Source organism: Paracoccus pacificus (assembly GCF_042680785.1).
Lineage (GTDB): Bacteria > Pseudomonadota > Alphaproteobacteria > Rhodobacterales > Rhodobacteraceae > Paracoccus > Paracoccus pacificus.
Map to the genome: position 1 here is coordinate 191863 of NZ_JBHUEN010000043.1, position 16892 is coordinate 208754.

The following is a 16892-nucleotide window of genomic DNA, read 5'->3' on the forward strand; positions in this document are numbered from 1 at the left end:
CTGCGTTGCCGCTCAGGACAGATCGGGACGGAACGACCACAGCAGGGTCTCGCCCGAGGCGTCATCGACGCCGTCATTGTCGGTGATGGTCCAGATCGTGCCGTCCTGGGTGATGGCCATGCCTTCGACCTTGTCCTGCACATAGCCGCCCTGCTGCTTCAGGTCGGGGATCAGGTCGCGAACGGTTTCCTTGGCCACGACCGGCAGGGTGCCGTCCAGCGGCGCGGGCTTAAGCTCGGCCATGTTCACCCGGGTCACCGCCTTCAGCGCGGCCTTCTGCCCGATCTGATTGTCACGCTCCAGCAGGTACAGATAACCGTCGCGGGCGGCGATTTCCGACACCCCGACCCAACCGTTTTCGGGGGCCTTGTCCAGCGGATAGCGGACGCCGGCCCAGGTTTGGGTCGCGGGATCGAGTTGCAGAAGCTTCACCTGACCTTTCGGGTCGTCCTTCCATTCGCGCTGCACGGCCAGCCACAGCTTGCCGTCGACCACGGTCACACCCTCAAGACCGAAGCGCGTCGATTGGGCGGCAAGCGCGTCGGGCAGGGCGATTTCCTGCGTGATCGCCCCGGTTGCGTCGACACGCAGGACGGCATTCGGAACGTCTTTTTCCGGGTTGCCTTCGCTGGCCAGCCAGAACCCGCCTTCACCGTCCGCGGCGATGCCTTCCAGATCCAGCTTTTCGGCCGGCTTGCCGTCGCGGGTCACCGGGGTCCTGGCGCTGATGCGCGCGGGGCTGACCGAGGTGTCGATCGTGAAGATCGCGGGCGCGGCGGAATAGGCGTTGTCGCTGATCGCAAAAAGCGTGTCGGGCTTGGCCGGATCGAGCGTCAACCCGGACAACGCGCCCCAACCGATCAGCGGATCGCTGCCTTCCGAGGTGAGGGTCGGATAGGCGGCCGGGGCGTCGCTGCGCTCATACAGCATCACATGGGCGCGGGCGGCGCCGTCCTCGCCCAGATCGGTTTCGTTCGCGGTCGCGAACAGGTTGCGAGAGGCGATCGTGGTCAGCCCTTCGGGGCCGATGCCCGACGGCAGCATCTGCAGCAGCTTCGGCGCCGCCGGATCGGTCGCGTCATAGACGCCGACCACGCTGCCGCGTTCCGAGGCGACGAACAGCAGGCGCTGACCGTCATAGGTCGCGGTGGCAAGGCCTTCGGGTTCGACGCCTTTCTTGCCGGAACGGCCTTCGGGGTAATGGCCGATGGCGGCGACGGCGCGTTCAAAGCTGTTGCCGCTGTCAAAGACGACGGTGCCATCCTGCGCAAAGACGGTGAACCCGCGCGAGCCACCCTTCCAGTCGCCTTCATTCGCCACGGCGAAACGCTCATTATCCAGCCAGACCAGCGAATCGGGTTCGCGCGCGACACCCGTAAGGCTGCCGCTGAAATCAAGCTTGCCGTCCTTTTCGGTGTCGATCCCGTCGATGTCGACCGTTCCGGCGCTGAAATCCGTCTTGATCGCGCCATCGGCGCCGATCACCACGATGTGGTTATTTTCCTGAAGCGTCACCGCCAGTTCGCCCGCCTCGTTGAAGGCGAGGAATTCGGGTTCGGGATCCTCGGGGGCGATGTCGGCAAGACCGGTCAGGTCGATCACCTGCTTTGCCGCGCAGTCGACCGCGCCGTCAACCAGCGGCAGGCGCACCACGAAACCGGCCGGCATCTGCGGCAGCGCGCCGTCATTCACCTCTTCGTCGCGTTCGTTTTCGATGGCGACGGCGATCATGTCACCGGCGGGGGACAGCGCCACGCTGTCGGGCTGACCGCCAAGGTCGCAACTGGCGGTGACGGCCTTGGTGGTCAGATCCACGGTGCGCAACACACCCGAGGGCTGGGTGAAGGATGCCGAGGTATTCACGCCCACGAACGCACGCTGGCCCTTGACCACGGTGGTCGTCGGCTCGCCGTCCATGGCGACATTGCCAAGCGGTTTCGGCGCGCGCGGGTCGGTGATGTCGATCAGTCCGATCGCGCCCAGCGGGCTGTCGGAATAGATCAGCGTCATGCCATCCTCGGTCACCGCCATGATCTCGGCCGACGTGGTGCGGTCACGATCCTCGCCCGCGGCCATGTTGTCGACGGTGGCGAAACTGGCGATGCGGTTGAAATTCTGCTCGGCCAGCGCAGGGCAGGCGGCAACCAGTGCCAGGGCCGAGGTGAATATGGTCCGACGAAACATCAGCGCGAAACTCCTGTTGATAAGCTCACAGGGCTTTTCAGCCGAAGCGGTGACAGCCGCGTGTCGGTCTTGTGACGTTTTGATGATGGTGCGGCCCGGTCATGAAGAAGGGGGGGGATCAAGAAAGGGGCGCCGCGCCAATCGCAACGCCCCCGGATGACCAGTTGCGGCCGGTCAGTTGACGATGGTCGCCTGCGTGGCGGCGCGCAATTCGTCCTCGGTCACGCCTTCGGCGGTCTCGACGATCTTCAGACCGCCGTCGACCACATCCAGCACGCCCAGATTGGTGATGATCCGGTCCACGACGCTTTTGCCGGTCAGCGGCAGGGTGCATTCCTTCAGCACCTTGGATTCGCCGGCCTTGTTGGTGTGATCCATGACCACGATCACCCGGCCTACGCCGGCGACCAGATCCATCGCCCCGCCCATGCCCTTGACGAGCTTGCCCGGGATCATCCAGTTCGCCAGATCGCCGTTTTCGGCCACTTCCATCGCGCCAAGGATCGCCGCCGCGATCTTGCCGCCGCGGATCATCCCGAAGCTGGTCGCGCTGTCGAAATACGAGGTGCGCGAAAGCTCGGTGATGGTCTGCTTGCCGGCGTTGATCAGGTCTGGATCCTCTTCGCCCTCATAGGGGAAGGGGCCCATGCCCAGCATGCCGTTTTCCGATTGCAGGGTGATGTCCTTGTCGCCGACATAGTTCGCCACCAGCGTCGGGATCCCGATGCCGAGGTTCACATACATCCCGTCTTCCAGTTCCTGCGCGGCCCGTTCGGCCATCTGATTGCGGTCCCAAGCCATGCCGATCAGCCTTTCTTGATGACCAAGCCGGCCTCGCCGTTGCGCACCGCGTCCTCGACGGTGGCGCCGTGGTCCTTGGCCAGCTGCTTGACGTTCAGGGTTTCGCCACCGGCGGCTTTCATGTCGAAAACCGCCTCATGGCTGATGAAGATCTCGCCCTTGAGATGCTCGAAAATCGTGGCGAGCGGAGCGGCAAGGATTGATTTGGCCATTACGCAGTCTCCCTTTTGCGCGTCGTGCGCTGTTCAATACGTTTCTCGTGCGGCCCCTGAATGACCCGGTGCACATAGATGCCGGGCAGGTGGATCAGGTCGGGGTCGATCGAGCCGCGCGGCACGATTTCCTCGACCTCGGCCACGCAGACCTTGCCGCACATGGCGGCGGGCGGGTTGAAGTTGCGGGCGGTCTTGCGGAACACCAGATTGCCGGTGTCGTCGGCTTTCCACGCCTTGACGATCGACAGATCGGCGACGATGCCGCGTTCAAGGATGTAATCCTGACCGTCGAAATTCTTCACTTCCTTGCCGTCGGCGATCACCGTGCCGACGCCGGTCTTGGTGTAAAAGCCCGGAATTCCGGCGCCCCCGGCCCGCATCCGTTCGGCCAGCGTGCCTTGCGGGTTGAATTCCAGTTCCAGTTCGCCCGACAGGTATTGGCGCATGAATTCGGCGTTTTCGCCGACATAGCTGCTGATCATCTTCTTGATCTGGCGCGTGTCCAGCAGCTTGCCCAGGCCAAAGCCGTCGACGCCGCAGTTGTTGCTGGCGATGGTCAGGTCCTTGACGCCGCTTTTGACCAGCGCGTCGATAAGCAGTTCGGGGATGCCGCAAAGCCCGAAACCTCCGGCCGCGATGAACATCCCATCGTGCAAGAGGCCATCCAGCGCCTCGTCGGCATTCGCATAGACCTTTTTCATAGATCCTCCTCTGATCCGGAGTGGTGCTTGCCGAGTAGTGGCCCGCAGGTCAACAAGTGTCAATTGCGCCAACTATTGTTAGCGTCGGAACCAGACGCTGGTCGGGGTTGGGTGCCCTTGCGGTCCTCCGGTCAGAGCGTCGGCGGCATGAGGCGCGGTGAAATCGGCCGAGGACGAAGGCGGGGGTGATGGGGTCGATCGGCGCGCCCTCGGGGCCTTGCGGCATAAACTGGCGGTGCCCGAAATCCGCGCGGCGCAGGGCTTGGATGGACGCCCATCTTCAGCCGACGGGCGTGGACGGCAACCACGGCTGCAACACCGTAATGCAGCAGGATGCCGGATGTGCGCCCCCGCGCGCGTCACCAGTTAATCTGATCGGGCACCATCAGCATTGCCGTTCTGACCGATCATCGGCCATTTGCAGGCGAACAGTACTGTCATCCCGATAATGGGCGCGAAAGCCGAAGTAATGGTTGAAACAGGCGGCGCGGCCTCGCCGCCTATTCGCTGGTGGGCGTCTTTGCGACCTTCGTCGCCGCGGCTTTCCGTGCAGCGGGCTTCTTCGCGGCGGTCTTGGTTGCCCCAGTCCTGGTAGCAGTCTTAGCCGTCGCTTTTGGTTTGGCCGCCTTCGTTTTGGCTGCCGCCTTCGGGGCGGCTTTTTTCGCGCCCTTCTTCGGCGATTTCGCGGCCTTGGCGGTGATCAGTTCCAGCGCCTGTTCCATGGTGATGGTCTCGGGCGTCATGCTGTTCGGCAGCGTCGCGTTGATCTTTCCCCACTTCACATAGGGCCCATAGCGGCCGTTCATCACCTGAACCGGGCCGCCATCGGGGTGGTCGCCAAGCTCTCTCAGCGGCGCGGCGGCGGGCGCGCGGCCGCGGGTTTGCTTGGCGGCCAGCACCTCGACCGCGCGGTTCATGCCGATGGTGAACACCTCGTCCACCTCGGGCAGGTTCGCGTATTTCGACCCGTGCTTGACATAGGGGCCATAGCGGCCGATCCCGGCCTCGATCATCTGGCCATCATCGGGATGCGGGCCGATCGGGCGCGGCAGGTTCAACAGCATCAGCGCCCGGTCCAGATCAAGGCCGGCCGCATCCCAGCCTTTGGGCAGGGACGCCCGCGGCGGTTTGGGATTTTCCGCCGTCGCCTCACCCCGCTGGACATAGGGACCGAAGCGGCCGACCTTCAGGCTGATTTCATCGCCGTCGTTTTCGCCCAGCACCCTGTCGCCCGCGACCTCTTCGCCGTCGGGTGCCGACAAGGGGCGGGTATAGCGGCATTCGGGGTAGCGCGAGCAGCCGATGAACGCCCCGCCCGAACGCGCAGTTTTCAGGTTCAGCCGCCCCTGATGGCACAGCGGGCATTCGCGCGGATCGCCGCCGTCGGCGCGCGCCGGATAGAGATGCGGCGCAAGCGCCTCGTCGATCGCCTCCAGCACCTCGCCGATCCGCAGATCGCTGGTGCCTTCCAGCGCCTTGGTGAAGTCGCGCCAGAACCGGCCCAGAACGTCGCGCCACAGCCGGTCGCCGGCGCTGATCTCGTCCAGTTCGGTCTCCATGTCGGCGGTAAAATCATAGCTGACATAGCGCGGGAAATATTTCACCAGAAAGGCGGTGACCAACCGGCCCTTGTCCTCGGGGATCAGGCGGTTCTGTTCCTTGCGGACATATTCGCGGTCCTGAATGGTCGTGACGATGCTGGCATAGGTCGAGGGCCGCCCGATGCCCAGTTCCTCCATGCGCTTGACCAGCGTCGCCTCGGTATAGCGCGGCGGCGGCTGGGTGAAATGCTGGTCGGGCCAGACCCGGCGCTTGTCGGCCGTTTCGCCCTGCGTGATCACCGGCAAACGGGTGCTGTCGCCGGCATCATCATCGTCGGTGGCATTCGGTGTGGGATCGTCGCGGCCCTGATCATAGACCCGCAGAAAGCCGTCGAACAGCATCACCTGACCGTTGGCGCGCAATCCGACCTGACCGTCCTTGCTGCCGATCTCGACCGTCGTGCGTTCCATCCGGGCGGCTTCCATTTGGCTGGCCAGCGTCCGCTTCCAGATCAGGTCATACAGCGCCCGCTGGTCCTTTTCGGACACCCGCAGCTTGTCGGGCGACAGCATCATGTCGGTGGGCCGGATGCATTCATGCGCTTCCTGCGCGTTCTTCGCCTTGTTCTTGTACATGCGCGGCGATTTCGGCAGGTACTCGGCCCCGAAACGCGCCTTGATCGCGTCGCGCGCGGCCATCACCGCCTCGGGCGCCATGTCGATGCCGTCGGTCCGCATATAGGTGATCAGCCCGGCCTCATACAGGCGCTGGGCCGCCGACATGCAGGCCCGTGCGCCAAGGCCCAGCTTGCGGCTGGCCTCCTGTTGCAGGGTCGAGGTCATGAACGGCGGCCAGGGATTGCGGCTGGCGGGCTTGGCCGTGACGCTGGTCACGAACAGATCGCGGTGCTGGACCGCCGCGACGGCCATATTCGCCTGCGTCTCGTCGGCGATGTCGAAACGCTCCAGCTTCTTGCCGGCAAGGTTGACCAGCGTCGCGTCGTATTCGGCACCCGAAGGCGTCGCCAGCCGGGCATGGACCGACCAGTATTCGCGGGACTTGAATGCCTCGATCTCCATCTCGCGATCGACGATCAGTCGCAGACAGACCGATTGCACCCGACCGGCCGAGCGGGCGCCCGGCAGCTTGCGCCACAGGACCGGCGACAGGTTGAAGCCGACAAGATAGTCAAGCGCACGGCGCGCCAGATAGGCGTCGACCAGCGGCTGGTCGATCTGGCGGGGATGGGCCATCGCGTCGGTCACCGCCGCCTTGGTGATGGCGTTGAAGGTCACCCGGCTGACCTGAGCGCCCTTTTTCAGCGAGGGCGCGAGTGTTTCCAGCAGATGCCAACTGATCGCCTCGCCCTCGCGATCGGGGTCGGTGGCAAGGATAAGGTCGGGGTCTTCCTTCAGCGCGTCCTTGATCGCCTTCACATGCTTGCGACTTTCCGCCGCGACTTCCCATTTCATCGCGAAATCGTCGTTCGTGTCGACGCTGCCGTCCTTGGGCGGCAGGTCGCGGACATGGCCGAACGACGCCAGAACGCGGTAATCGCCGCCGAGATATTTCTCGATCGTCTTGGCTTTTGCAGGGGATTCGACGACGACGACAGGCATTGCAACCTCAAACGTGACAACTGGGCCGGGAACATGGGGGTGCCTTGGCGGACTTGTCAACCAGCGCGGCGATTGCATGTGGTCCGTGGTTGTGCAGACAGGACGCCGCAACTAACTATGCAAAAACCATTTCTGGAACGGAGTATCAGCATGTCCGCACCGATCCACGCCGTCTTTGGCCGCCCGCTGGATGAGCCGGTCCCCCACGGTTTCGACCAGGTCATCTTCGGCATGGGCCGGTTTTGGGGTGCCGAGCGGCTGTTCTGGGAACAAGAGGGCGTGCATATGACATCGGTCGGATTTGCCGGCGGCACCACCGAGAACCCGACCTATGAGCAGGTATCAGCCGGTGACACCGGCCATGCCGAGGTCGTGCGCGTGGTCTTTGACAGCAGCCGGATCAGTTTCGAGCATCTTCTGAAGCTGTTCTGGGACAATCACGACCCCACGCAGGGCGACCGGCAGGGCGATGATGTTGGCAGTCAGTATCGCTCGGTCATCATGACCTTCAACGATACCCAGCAGGCATTGGCCGAGGCGTCCAAGGTCGATTACGGCAACCGGCTGGCCGTCGACGGTTTCGGCGACATCACCACCCAGATCCTGCCCGCGACGACATTCTGGCCCGCCGAGGAATCGCAGCAGCAATATCTGGCGAAGAACGCCGACGGTCGCAGCGATCTGCGCGGCACGGGCGTCGAATCCGCGATGATCCAGCCCAGCGGCGAGCTCTGATGCCGACCTGGAGCGTGCTGAGCCACGTCGCCGGCCGCGAAGCCGCCGAGGCGCTGGCCGGGCGGATCGAGGATCTGGAGCCCGAACCCGCCGGCACCGGCGTTTTCGAGATCGAGGACGGCAGCGACCGCTGGGAGGTCGGTGCATGGTTCACCGAGGAACCCGACGAAATCGCGTTGACCCTGCTCGCCGCCGCCTGGGGGGCCGAGCCCTTTGCGATCTCGGAACTGCCCGAGGTCGATTGGGTCGCCCATGTCCGGCGCGAACTGACCCCGGTCGAGGCCGGCCGCTTCTTCGTCTATGGCAGCCATGATGCCGACAAGTTGCCGCCCCATGCCGTGGCCCTGTGCATCGACGCGGCCATGGCCTTCGGCACCGGCCATCATGCGACCACGCGGGGTTGTCTGTTGGCGCTGGACCGGCTGGCGAGTGACGGTTTTCAGCCGGGCAGGGTCGCGGACATCGGCTCGGGCACCGCGGTTCTGGCCATGGCCGCCGCCCGGCTGTGGACGGTGCCCGTCATCGCATCCGACATCGACCCGGTCGCGGTCGAGACAGCCGCCGCGAATGTCATCTCGAACGGGTTGGCGGGCCGCGTCGAATGCATCGAGGCCGCCGGCTTTGACCATCCGCTGCTGGAATCCGCCGCGCCCTTTGATCTGGTTTTCGCCAATATCCTGAAGCAGCCGCTGATTGATCTGGCGCCCGACATGAGGAAATCGACCGCGAAAGGCGGCCGGATCATCCTGTCCGGTATCCTGACCACCCAGGCCGATGAGGTCCGCGACGCCTATCAGGCCCATGGCTTTCAGCCCGACCGGCGTGACGATCTGGGCGAATGGACCGTGCTGGTGATGACCCGCGCCTGACAATGCCCCTTGGCGCCTTTGGGCGGTGATCAGGGTCGGCGGCGATCAGGGTCTGCGGTGATCAGGCTGGGCGGTTCAACAGATCATCAAGCACCAGCGCCATGACCCGCGCCGAATCCAGCATGTCCTGCACGCCGATCCATTCGTCGGGCTGATGCGCCAGATCCAGCACCCCCGGCCCATAGGCGATGCAGTTCTTCAGCTTGCCGATCCGGTCGATATGCTTCTGATCATAGGTGCCGGGGCTGACCACATAGCCGGCCTCGCGCCCCAGCACGCGCGCGATCGCGGCGGCGGTCGAGCGGACCACCGGCGCGTCGCGGTCGGTCATGCTGGGGATCACCTCGAACAGGTCGCGGATTTCATAGCGAAAGCTGGGGCGCCGGGCCCTGACCTTTTCCAGAAGCGCGGTGACCTCGGCCTTCACCTCGGCCAGATCCTCTTCGATCAGGAACCGGCGGTCGATGGTGATCCGGCAGCGGTCGGGCACGCAAGGCGCGGGCAGGCCGGTGAAGCCCGCCGGCGGTTCGGCCGCGCCGCCGTGAATGGCGTTGATGTTCAGCGTCGATGACCGCGCGCCTTCGGGGATCACCGGCATTTCGGTGTGCTTCCCGGCCAGAAGCGGCCATAGCGTCGCCTCCATCTCGTCCAGGACCGCGCCCATATGCCGCACCGCGCAATCGCCCAGAAATGGCATCGAGCCATGGGCGATGCGGCCCTGGGTCTCGATCTCGGCCCACCAGACCCCGCGATGGCCCAGACAAATGCGGTCCTTGTGCAGCGGCTCGGGGATGATGACGTGATCGACATGGGCATAATGGCCCTGTTCGGCCAGCCATGCGACACCGCCGAAACCGCCCGATTCCTCATCCGCCGTGGCGCTGATCTCGATCGTGCCGGCATGGTCGGGGAAACAGTCGACAAAGGCTTCGGCCGCGATGATGCTGGCGGCCAGACCGCCCTTCATGTCGCAGGATCCGCGGCCATAGATGCGGTCGCCCTCAAGCGCGGCGCCGAAGGGGTCGCGGGTCCAGCCGTGGCCGACCTCCACCACGTCGTGATGGCTGTTGAAATGCACGCAATCGCCGGCCCGCGCCCCCTTGTGCCGGGCGATCAGGTTCCAGCGCGGAAATTCTTCGCTGTCGCCGGGTGTGCCGCGGGCGCGCAGCAGTTCGCAGGCAAAGCCCCGCCCCGACAAGCGGCCGTCCAGATAGGCGCATATCTCGTGATACTGCCGCCCGGGAGGGTTCAGCGTCGGAATGCGGATCAGATCCTGCGTCAGGTCGATCAGGCTGTCGCGGCGGGCGGCTATGGCATTGGCAAGGCGATCCATGGGATGCAGGCTATGCCGCCCGGGGATGCGGGGCAAGCGATCCGCCGGAACCGACTTGAACCGGGGCGGTTGACGACTAGACTAATGTAAATTGGCCTTCATCGGGGGAAACTCATGGCATCGCTGGACCAGCAGATCATCGAAAGTCAGAAGCAGGTCGCTCTGACCCAGCAGAAGATCTCGGAAGTGACGACGCGGCTTGATCAGGCAACGAAAAACGCGGTCGAGGCGCCCTCAATCGACATTGCCAATGCGACGCTGGCCGATGTGCACAAACATACCGAGACGATGAACGCGAATATCGCCGAGCTGATCATGGGGCTGGACGATGTGACGGCGGGCTTCTCGCGCGATTTCGATCAGATGCGCACCAAGACGACTTGGGAAAACGTGGTCGGCGTCTTTTCGCGCGGGAAATCGGAATCGATGCGGCAGGAACGGCTGCGCGACGCCAGCATCGACGACAAGTTGCAGGACCTGATCGGCAAGTCCGACACCATCGTGAAGCTTCTGGACAGCCAGCTTGCGCTGTTGAACGACCAGAAAGCCAAGGTCGAGGCCAACCTGACCCAGACCCTGACCGACCGCGAGGATGCGGTGGCGCAGCTTGAGGCGCTGCGGGCGCAGATTCAGGCGCTGGACCCGCGCATCATCGAGCTTGAGAACCGGATCTCGACCACCACGGATCCAAGCGACCGCACCCGGCTGGAAACCGAACTGGCCAACGCCAACAAGCAAAGCAACGCGCTGGTGCAGGACGAACAGGTCGCGCTGGCCAAATCGCAGACGCTGGAACGTTATATCGAGGCCGGCAAGACCTGGGTCGACAGCCTTCAGAATCAGGCGGCGACGCAGATGGTGCTGATCAACAAGTTGCAGACCGACACCCGGCAGCGGGTGGTGCTGTATGATGCGCTGACCAAGTCGTTGAAAACCGCGCAGCAGCAGGACGTCGCCCACCGGATCAACGAGATCGGGGTAAAGACCGACCAAGAGGCGCAGGCCGCGATGGCCGCGATCGGCACCGCCACGAACGATCGCATGGCCGACATGCTGGAAGCCCATGGCGATCAGATGGTCTTTGCCCGCAAGGTGCTTGAGGAAAAGGCCAAGGCCGATGAGCGTTTCGCCCGCCGCTTCGCCGAAATCGTCGAAAAGCATGACAAGAACCTTTACGGCGGGTGACGGGCTGCGCGCGCGTCGGATCATCTGCATACTGGCGCTGATCAGCGGGACCGGCGCCATGCTTGCGGTTCTGCTGGGCGGCACCGGGTCCGGACAGCCCTCGGATCGGGTCGAGATGGCGGTCTCGGGCGTGTTCTGGGGGCCGGTTCTGGCGGTCGCGCTGCTGGCGGGCGGTATCTTGCTGCTTTATCTTGCCGATGTGATGATCGGGCTGGCCTTCGGCCTTTATGGTATCCTGCGGGCGCTGTTCGATTGGGAGAACCGCGCCGAACATATCCGGCGGGCACAACGCGCCGAACGGGTTTGGGTACGGAATGCCAAGCGTGTCATGCATTCGGGCTGGCAATGGTTGTTGGGCGGTTAAATGGCTGAGACGGGAACCCTGGACGCCGATCACCGGCAACTGACCGACGATCTGGCCTCGCGGCGCTATTTCGCCAAGGTCAGCCGGATCATGGGCGCCCTTCCGACCGTCGCGGCCGAGATGGTGCGCGACCGGCTGATCGGTCCGGTCGAGGTGCGCGTGGTCGGCCATTACGCGCGCGCCATGCTGGCCAGCCTGAACGCGCTTTCGATGCGCTATCTGGTCTCGGGGCGGATCGAGGGGCCGTTGCAGGCCTATCCGACCATAGATATTCACGAAAGCGGCTTTCCGGTCTGGCAGGAAATCGCGCGGCTGGCCAATGACGCGCCTCAGGCCGGCGAGGAACTGGCGCGGACCCCGACGGCCGCGGCGATCAAGGACGACATGATCCGCGAGATCGTCGGCCGCCTGACCGTGCCGACGCGGCTGCAATATGCGATGTCGCAGCGGCTTTACACCGAGGCCGTGGCGGGTGGCGGCCTTTTCTGGCCGCAGATGCCGGTTGTGGCGGAACTTCTGTCGGACGCGGCCGCGCATCGCCGGCGGTGGTTGATCCATTGGGCGGTCTATGACAGCCAGCTTAACGTGCCCGTCGTCTATATGCTCGAGGTTGACGACACCGGACGCCGCGACCTGCCGAAAGATCCGCGCCGCTGGCCCGAGGTGCAGGCCCAGTTGCGGGCCCAGTCGCTGACCGGGCTGATGTTGGTCACGATCGCCGAGGGGTTCGACCGCGATTTTTCCGACCTGCATCCCATCGTTCTGCGGCGGCTGTATCTGGGCCCGATCTATTCGCGTGAATTCACCGCGCAGGAAGGCCCGATCAAGCAGGTGCTGGACAACGCCCGCGCGCCGACGGGCGAGGATTGGGCGCTGGCCTTCACGCTGGAAGAGCTTGTTTCCGAACGTGCGGAGATGCAAAGCGCCGGCCTGTTCTCGGTCGTCGAGCGGCAGGTTTTCCGGCTGGATCCGTTGCAGCGCGAAGGCGTCGGGTTGGGCGCCAGCCGCGCCATTCGCGCGCTGATCCTGCCGCAGCGTCCCTATCAGGCGCTGGCCGAACTGGATCCGCCCGGTTTCCGCGACATCCGCAAATATGTGCCCGGTCCGAACGGGCGGGTGGCGGGGTACCGCTGACATGGCTGTTCATGTCCATTGGCGGCGTTTGCAGGATGGCGGCACCGACGCCTGCCGGCTTGCCAGCCACAACACCGGGTGGCGGCTGGAAGGCGCGGCGATCTGGCAGGGCCGCGGCACCGGAAGCTGTATCGCCTACCGGATCGTGACCGACGGGCAATGGCGCACACAACTGGCCGAGATCGCCGGCTGGTCGCGGGGGCACGCGATCCGCGAACGGATCACCCGCGATCACACCGGCTGGATGGTGAACGGAATGCCGATCGGCATCACCGCCGCGCAGGATGTCGATCTGGGCTTCACCCCCGCCACCAATACGCTGACCATCCGCCGACTCGCGCTGGTCGACGGGCAGGAAATCGCGCTGACGGCGGCGTGGCTCGACCCGGATGACTGGCAGGTCAAGCCGCTGGAACAGGCCTATCGCCGGGTCGGCGCGCGCTATGCCTATCGTTCCCCCGCGCATGGCTATCACGCCATGCTGACCGTCGACCCATCCGGCATCGTGACCGATTACCCGGAGCTTTGGCGGGCGGAATTGCTGACCGAAGGACCCGAGGAGAGTTAGGCCGTGGATGCACGCACCGAAATGGAGTTGCCCGAGGACCGCATTCGTGCCCATTACCCCGGTGCGCTGTCGATGCTGCGCGGGGTCGATCATGCGCCACGTCTAGCCAAGCCCCTGGCACTCGCCGCGGCCGCCCCCGCCGCGCCCGAACGCTCACCCGGCGTTCCCACAGGCGCGCGGTTCCGTTCGACCATCCCCGGGCTGGCCGGGCGCAGCGTCGCGACGGCGCGGCCCGACGGGGTGCGGGTTCTGGACCGGCTTGGCGCGGCGTCGGGCGACGATCTGCCTTCGGCGGCGGCGGCGACCGTCGGCCATGCCCTGCGCCGGGCACTCGCCATCGCATTGGCGGTGGGCGACGAACTGTCGGCCCGCACCGGTGCGGCCGAGCTCAAGCGCGCCAATCTGGAGGGCAACCTGCCGGCCGAGCGCAAGACCGAATTCAGCCAGCTTCTGGCGGCGGAATCGCTTGCCGTGCTGTCGGTATTCGCGAACGCGACCGCTTTTCTGCTGGCGGAACACGCCGGCGGCAACCAGCCCGCGATCGGCGCCGTCGAGGAAATCCTGACCGATTCCCCGCAGGTCGCGCTGGCCGGGGCGCTGTGGGAGCTTGATCAGGATCTGGCGGCGCTGGCCCATGACGACGCCGGGGTGATCGGCGTCACGCTGGCCTATGCCGAAGCCCTGTCCGAGGCGGTCCGCGCCCGGGCCGAGACCGATCCCCGCACCGCGCTGTTCGCCGGCCTGTCATGGCGGGTCGCGGCCGATGACATGCCGATCACCGGTTTCCAGCCCGCGACGCGCGGGCGCGGCAAACCGCTGGCGATGGCCTTCAAGAAGCCCGAGGAAGTGGTCGGCAACGCCATCGCCAAGCATCAGGCGCAGCGGCTGGCGCGGATGATGATGGCCTATGATTTCGACCGGCGCATGAACCCCTTTGTCGAGCTGGGCGGCTTCGTCTTTACCTTTCTGGGCGATGGCAAGCCGGGGACCGGCAAGACCACGCTTATCCAGATGATGGCGGGCCTGCTGAACGATTATTGCGGGGTCGCGGGTTATCCGTTCCGCTATCAGAATTTCGGCATCGAGAATGTCGACAGCTATCAGGGCAAATCCGGGCAGAACGCGCGGGCCTTCATCGACGCGATCCTTGATCCGTCGGTCATCGGCTTCGGCACCATCGACGACATCGACCAGATCGCCGGACGCCGCGGCGATCGTCAGTCAAGCGCCGGGCAGCAGGAAATCACCGCCGTGCTGATGAACGCCTTCGCCGGCGCGCAGACGGTGGTACGCGGCAATTGCACCTTCGGCATGTTCTCGAACTATGCCGAGGCGATCGACGATGCGCTGCGCCAGCGGGCGGGGGCGCGTTTCCTGATCGACGGGCCAAAGACGCGCGAGGATTTCATCGACATCTTTGCGCTTTTGCTGGGCAAACGTCACGACATCCCGCTGGGCGAGCATGACCTGATGCGGGCTCAGACCATCAAGACGGCGGTGCAGGAAAGCTTTGCCCGCCACGACAAGCCCGAGGAAGCCGGGCTTGCCAAGGTCTGGGACCAGGTGACCGCCCAGCTTGGCCCGTTGGACAATCTGGCCGAGATCGGCACCTATCTGCACGCGATCAGCCTTGCCGACGAACGCTTTACCGGCCGCGCCATCAAGAACATCACCGATGCGATCAAGATGCGGGCGATGGATTTCGACATGCCGGATGAATGGTTCACCTCGGCCCAGCCATTCATGCATCAGGATTATGATACCAAGCTGAAGATGATCTCGGCCCTGCGCCAGCCCATCACGACGCAGGTGGTGGTGCAGGAAATCAACCGCTATGCCGACAGCGAATGGCGCTATAGCGAGACTTCGGACGAAACCGCGATTGATAACGCGGTCCGCGACATGGAGCGCGCGGTCCAGGCGCGCCGCCGCTTTGAGGCGAAGCAATGAAACGGCTGATCGAAAAGGGGCTGATGTTCGGTAATCTGGTGCTGGTCGACAGCCCGGCCTGGGTCGCGCGCTATAATCGCGCGCTGGAGAAGCTGACCGGCAAGACCACCGATCTGACCGAGTTCCACATCGACCTTGCCGGTCATTCGCCCGAGGTCGGCGATGCGCTGGGCGATCTCGACTATCTGTCGCCCAAGGGCGCCAACCGGCAGTTCATCCTTCTGACCACCGAGCAAAAGACGGCGCCGCTTCTGAACCCGTCCATCTCGGCGCTGCGCGACATCCTGCGCCGCTTCATCGTGGAAAACGAAAGCCAGCTTCTGTCGCTGACCGCCCGCGACGCGGTTCTGGGCGAGATCGAGGACCATGTGTGGGAGCTTGCCACCCCCGCCGATCTGGCCGCCGTCACCCAGATCAAGATCATCGCCGATACGACCGGCCGCCATATCGCCGAGGCCGACCGCATGGCGGCGCTGATCGAACGGTTCCGAACCGAGCCGGGCGGCTGGTATGACGACGTGCTGATCGCCCAGATGATCACGCAGGCGAAATCGACCGGCGACGTGACCCGCAACCCGGTGCATCTGGGCCGGGTCGAATTTCCGATACCGGATTTCCACGCCGAGGCATTCGGCGGCGTCTACATGATCCGTTCGGTCCCCGAACCGGCGATGATATTCTCGGACAAGACGCAACTGACGAATGTGCCGGGGCTGCTGTCCATCGCGATCGAGGATCGCAATCTCGTCGCGGGCTGGCTGGCGCGGAACGGTCTGGCCGAGCCCATCGCTACCGCCCACGGCACTGATGCGGCGGCCATTCTGCGCCAGAAAATCGACTTTGTACTGGTCGATGCCGCGAACCGGATGGGGCTGGATCAGGGCGACGGCTCGCGTTCCGACCTGCGCCGCGCCGCCGCCCGCATGGGGGAACGGCTGCCGCCCGAGATTGCCGGGCTTGCCGCCCTGCTGCGCTGGGTCGAGACGGGTGGCGACTGGCCGGTCATCGACAGCTCCAACCCCGCATATTTTCATGCCATCCGCGCCACCGCGGGGCCGGCGCGGGACGTGATCAACATGCTGCTGGCGGAAATGGCGCCGCAGGATGTAAGGAACCTTTACATTCTGAACAAGCCATTGTTCTATCGTCTTTACGCAACCTGGCCGGAGCCGAAAAAGGAATATGTCGCGAACCTTCTGTCGCGCGAGTATCAGATGGACAAGCAAGGCACCCGCGCGGCGCTGTTCGGGGGCGAACCCGACATGCGGCCGCCTGATCCGTCACCCTCGACCTCGGGCGGGAATGCGGTGACCGGGCCATGGGGGTCGGCATCGTCGATGCGGCTGAATGAGGCCGGGCTTGAAGGACCCGCACCGGCGGGACCGTGGGGGCGGGCGGGCTGATGGCGTTCATCCGGCTGATCCTGCTGGTTATCCTCATCCAACTGGTGCTGTATCTGTTGCTGTCGGTCTACATCCGCTCGCTGCGCCGCGAGGCGCTTGAAAAGGAATGGGCCGCGCGGCACCCCGAGAATCCCGATGCGACCGAAAAGCGCGATCTGTTCGTCGAAAAGGCGATGGTCGGTTTCAACAAGACGCTGCGCATGCGGCTGGTCGGCCTTGTGCTGATCCTGCCCATGGTGGCCGTCATCGTGATAGCCTATATCGTTAACGTGCAATAAGGGGCTTCGTG

General features: G+C 64.8%; 15 protein-coding genes. 9 read left to right on the forward strand and 6 right to left on the reverse strand.

Going from position 1 to position 16892, the window contains the following annotated elements; all coding sequences use genetic code 11:
- Nucleotides 1–12: 12 nt before the first annotated feature.
- The 5 genes from ACFSCT_RS13410 to topA all read right to left on the reverse strand — a co-directional run bounded on the left by ACFSCT_RS13410 (nucleotide 13) and on the right by topA (nucleotide 7062).
- Nucleotides 13–2184 carry an esterase-like activity of phytase family protein gene (locus ACFSCT_RS13410; RefSeq protein WP_379143492.1) on the reverse strand — a complete coding sequence of 724 codons (2172 nt, stop codon included), beginning with the start codon at nucleotides 2182–2184 and terminating at the stop codon, nucleotides 13–15.
- 174 nt (nucleotides 2185–2358) lie between these two features.
- A complete protein-coding gene (locus ACFSCT_RS13415) occupies nucleotides 2359–2985 on the reverse strand; it encodes a CoA transferase subunit B (protein WP_379143493.1) in 627 nt (208 codons plus the stop codon).
- Between the two features lie 5 nt (nucleotides 2986–2990).
- Complete coding sequence (locus ACFSCT_RS13420; protein WP_379143495.1) at nucleotides 2991–3197, reverse strand: hypothetical protein; 207 nt, start codon at nucleotides 3195–3197, stop codon at nucleotides 2991–2993.
- Complete coding sequence (locus tag ACFSCT_RS13425; protein ID WP_379143497.1) at nucleotides 3197–3901, reverse strand: CoA transferase subunit A; 705 nt, start codon at nucleotides 3899–3901, stop codon at nucleotides 3197–3199. Before ACFSCT_RS13425 ends, ACFSCT_RS13420 begins: the two co-directional genes overlap by 1 nt.
- Before the next feature lie 500 nt (nucleotides 3902–4401).
- Nucleotides 4402–7062 (reverse strand): type I DNA topoisomerase, encoded by a 2661-nt coding sequence (gene topA / locus ACFSCT_RS13430; RefSeq protein ID WP_379143498.1) that lies wholly within the window; start codon nucleotides 7060–7062, stop codon nucleotides 4402–4404.
- Nucleotides 7063–7212: 150 nt separating this feature from the next.
- Between topA and msrA the strand changes: the two genes are divergently transcribed.
- Nucleotides 7213–7797, forward strand: a complete 585-nt coding sequence (msrA, locus tag ACFSCT_RS13435; RefSeq protein WP_379143500.1) for a peptide-methionine (S)-S-oxide reductase MsrA — start codon at nucleotides 7213–7215, stop codon at nucleotides 7795–7797.
- Nucleotides 7797–8666 (forward strand): 50S ribosomal protein L11 methyltransferase, encoded by an 870-nt coding sequence (locus ACFSCT_RS13440; RefSeq protein ID WP_379143502.1) that lies wholly within the window; start codon nucleotides 7797–7799, stop codon nucleotides 8664–8666. The genes msrA and ACFSCT_RS13440 overlap by 1 nt, the downstream gene beginning before the upstream one ends.
- A 61-nt stretch (nucleotides 8667–8727) precedes the next feature.
- On the opposite strand, the gene ACFSCT_RS13445 is transcribed toward ACFSCT_RS13440, so the two are convergent.
- The gene (locus ACFSCT_RS13445; RefSeq protein WP_379143504.1) at nucleotides 8728–9999 is read right to left on the reverse strand and encodes an acetylornithine deacetylase/succinyl-diaminopimelate desuccinylase family protein; all 1272 of its coding nucleotides are present in this window, start codon (nucleotides 9997–9999) and stop codon (nucleotides 8728–8730) included.
- Nucleotides 10000–10113: 114 nt separating this feature from the next.
- Here ACFSCT_RS13445 and ACFSCT_RS13450 point away from each other — a divergent pair, with 114 nt between their 5' ends.
- The 7 genes from ACFSCT_RS13450 to ACFSCT_RS13480 are packed head-to-tail and all read left to right on the forward strand — an operon-like array spanning nucleotide 10114 to nucleotide 16881.
- A complete protein-coding gene (locus tag ACFSCT_RS13450) occupies nucleotides 10114–11184 on the forward strand; it encodes a hypothetical protein (RefSeq protein ID WP_379143505.1) in 1071 nt (356 codons plus the stop codon).
- A complete protein-coding gene (locus tag ACFSCT_RS13455) occupies nucleotides 11159–11548 on the forward strand; it encodes a hypothetical protein (RefSeq protein ID WP_379143507.1) in 390 nt (129 codons plus the stop codon). Before ACFSCT_RS13450 ends, ACFSCT_RS13455 begins: the two co-directional genes overlap by 26 nt.
- Complete coding sequence (locus ACFSCT_RS13460) at nucleotides 11549–12682, forward strand: hypothetical protein (RefSeq protein WP_379143509.1); 1134 nt, start codon at nucleotides 11549–11551, stop codon at nucleotides 12680–12682. It abuts the gene before it with no gap.
- Between the two features lies 1 nt (nucleotide 12683).
- Nucleotides 12684–13250, forward strand: coding sequence for a putative glycolipid-binding domain-containing protein (locus ACFSCT_RS13465; protein ID WP_379143511.1), 567 nt, complete (start codon nucleotides 12684–12686; stop codon nucleotides 13248–13250).
- 21 nt (nucleotides 13251–13271) lie between these two features.
- On the forward strand, nucleotides 13272–15200 hold the full coding sequence (locus tag ACFSCT_RS13470; protein ID WP_379144383.1) for an AAA family ATPase: 1929 nt from the start codon (nucleotides 13272–13274) through the stop codon (nucleotides 15198–15200).
- Nucleotides 15197–16603 carry a DUF6638 family protein gene (locus tag ACFSCT_RS13475; protein ID WP_379143512.1) on the forward strand — a complete coding sequence of 469 codons (1407 nt, stop codon included), beginning with the start codon at nucleotides 15197–15199 and terminating at the stop codon, nucleotides 16601–16603. The genes ACFSCT_RS13470 and ACFSCT_RS13475 overlap by 4 nt, the downstream gene beginning before the upstream one ends.
- Nucleotides 16603–16881, forward strand: coding sequence for a hypothetical protein (locus ACFSCT_RS13480; RefSeq protein WP_379143514.1), 279 nt, complete (start codon nucleotides 16603–16605; stop codon nucleotides 16879–16881). Before ACFSCT_RS13475 ends, ACFSCT_RS13480 begins: the two co-directional genes overlap by 1 nt.
- The last annotated feature ends 11 nt before the right edge of the window (nucleotides 16882–16892 follow it).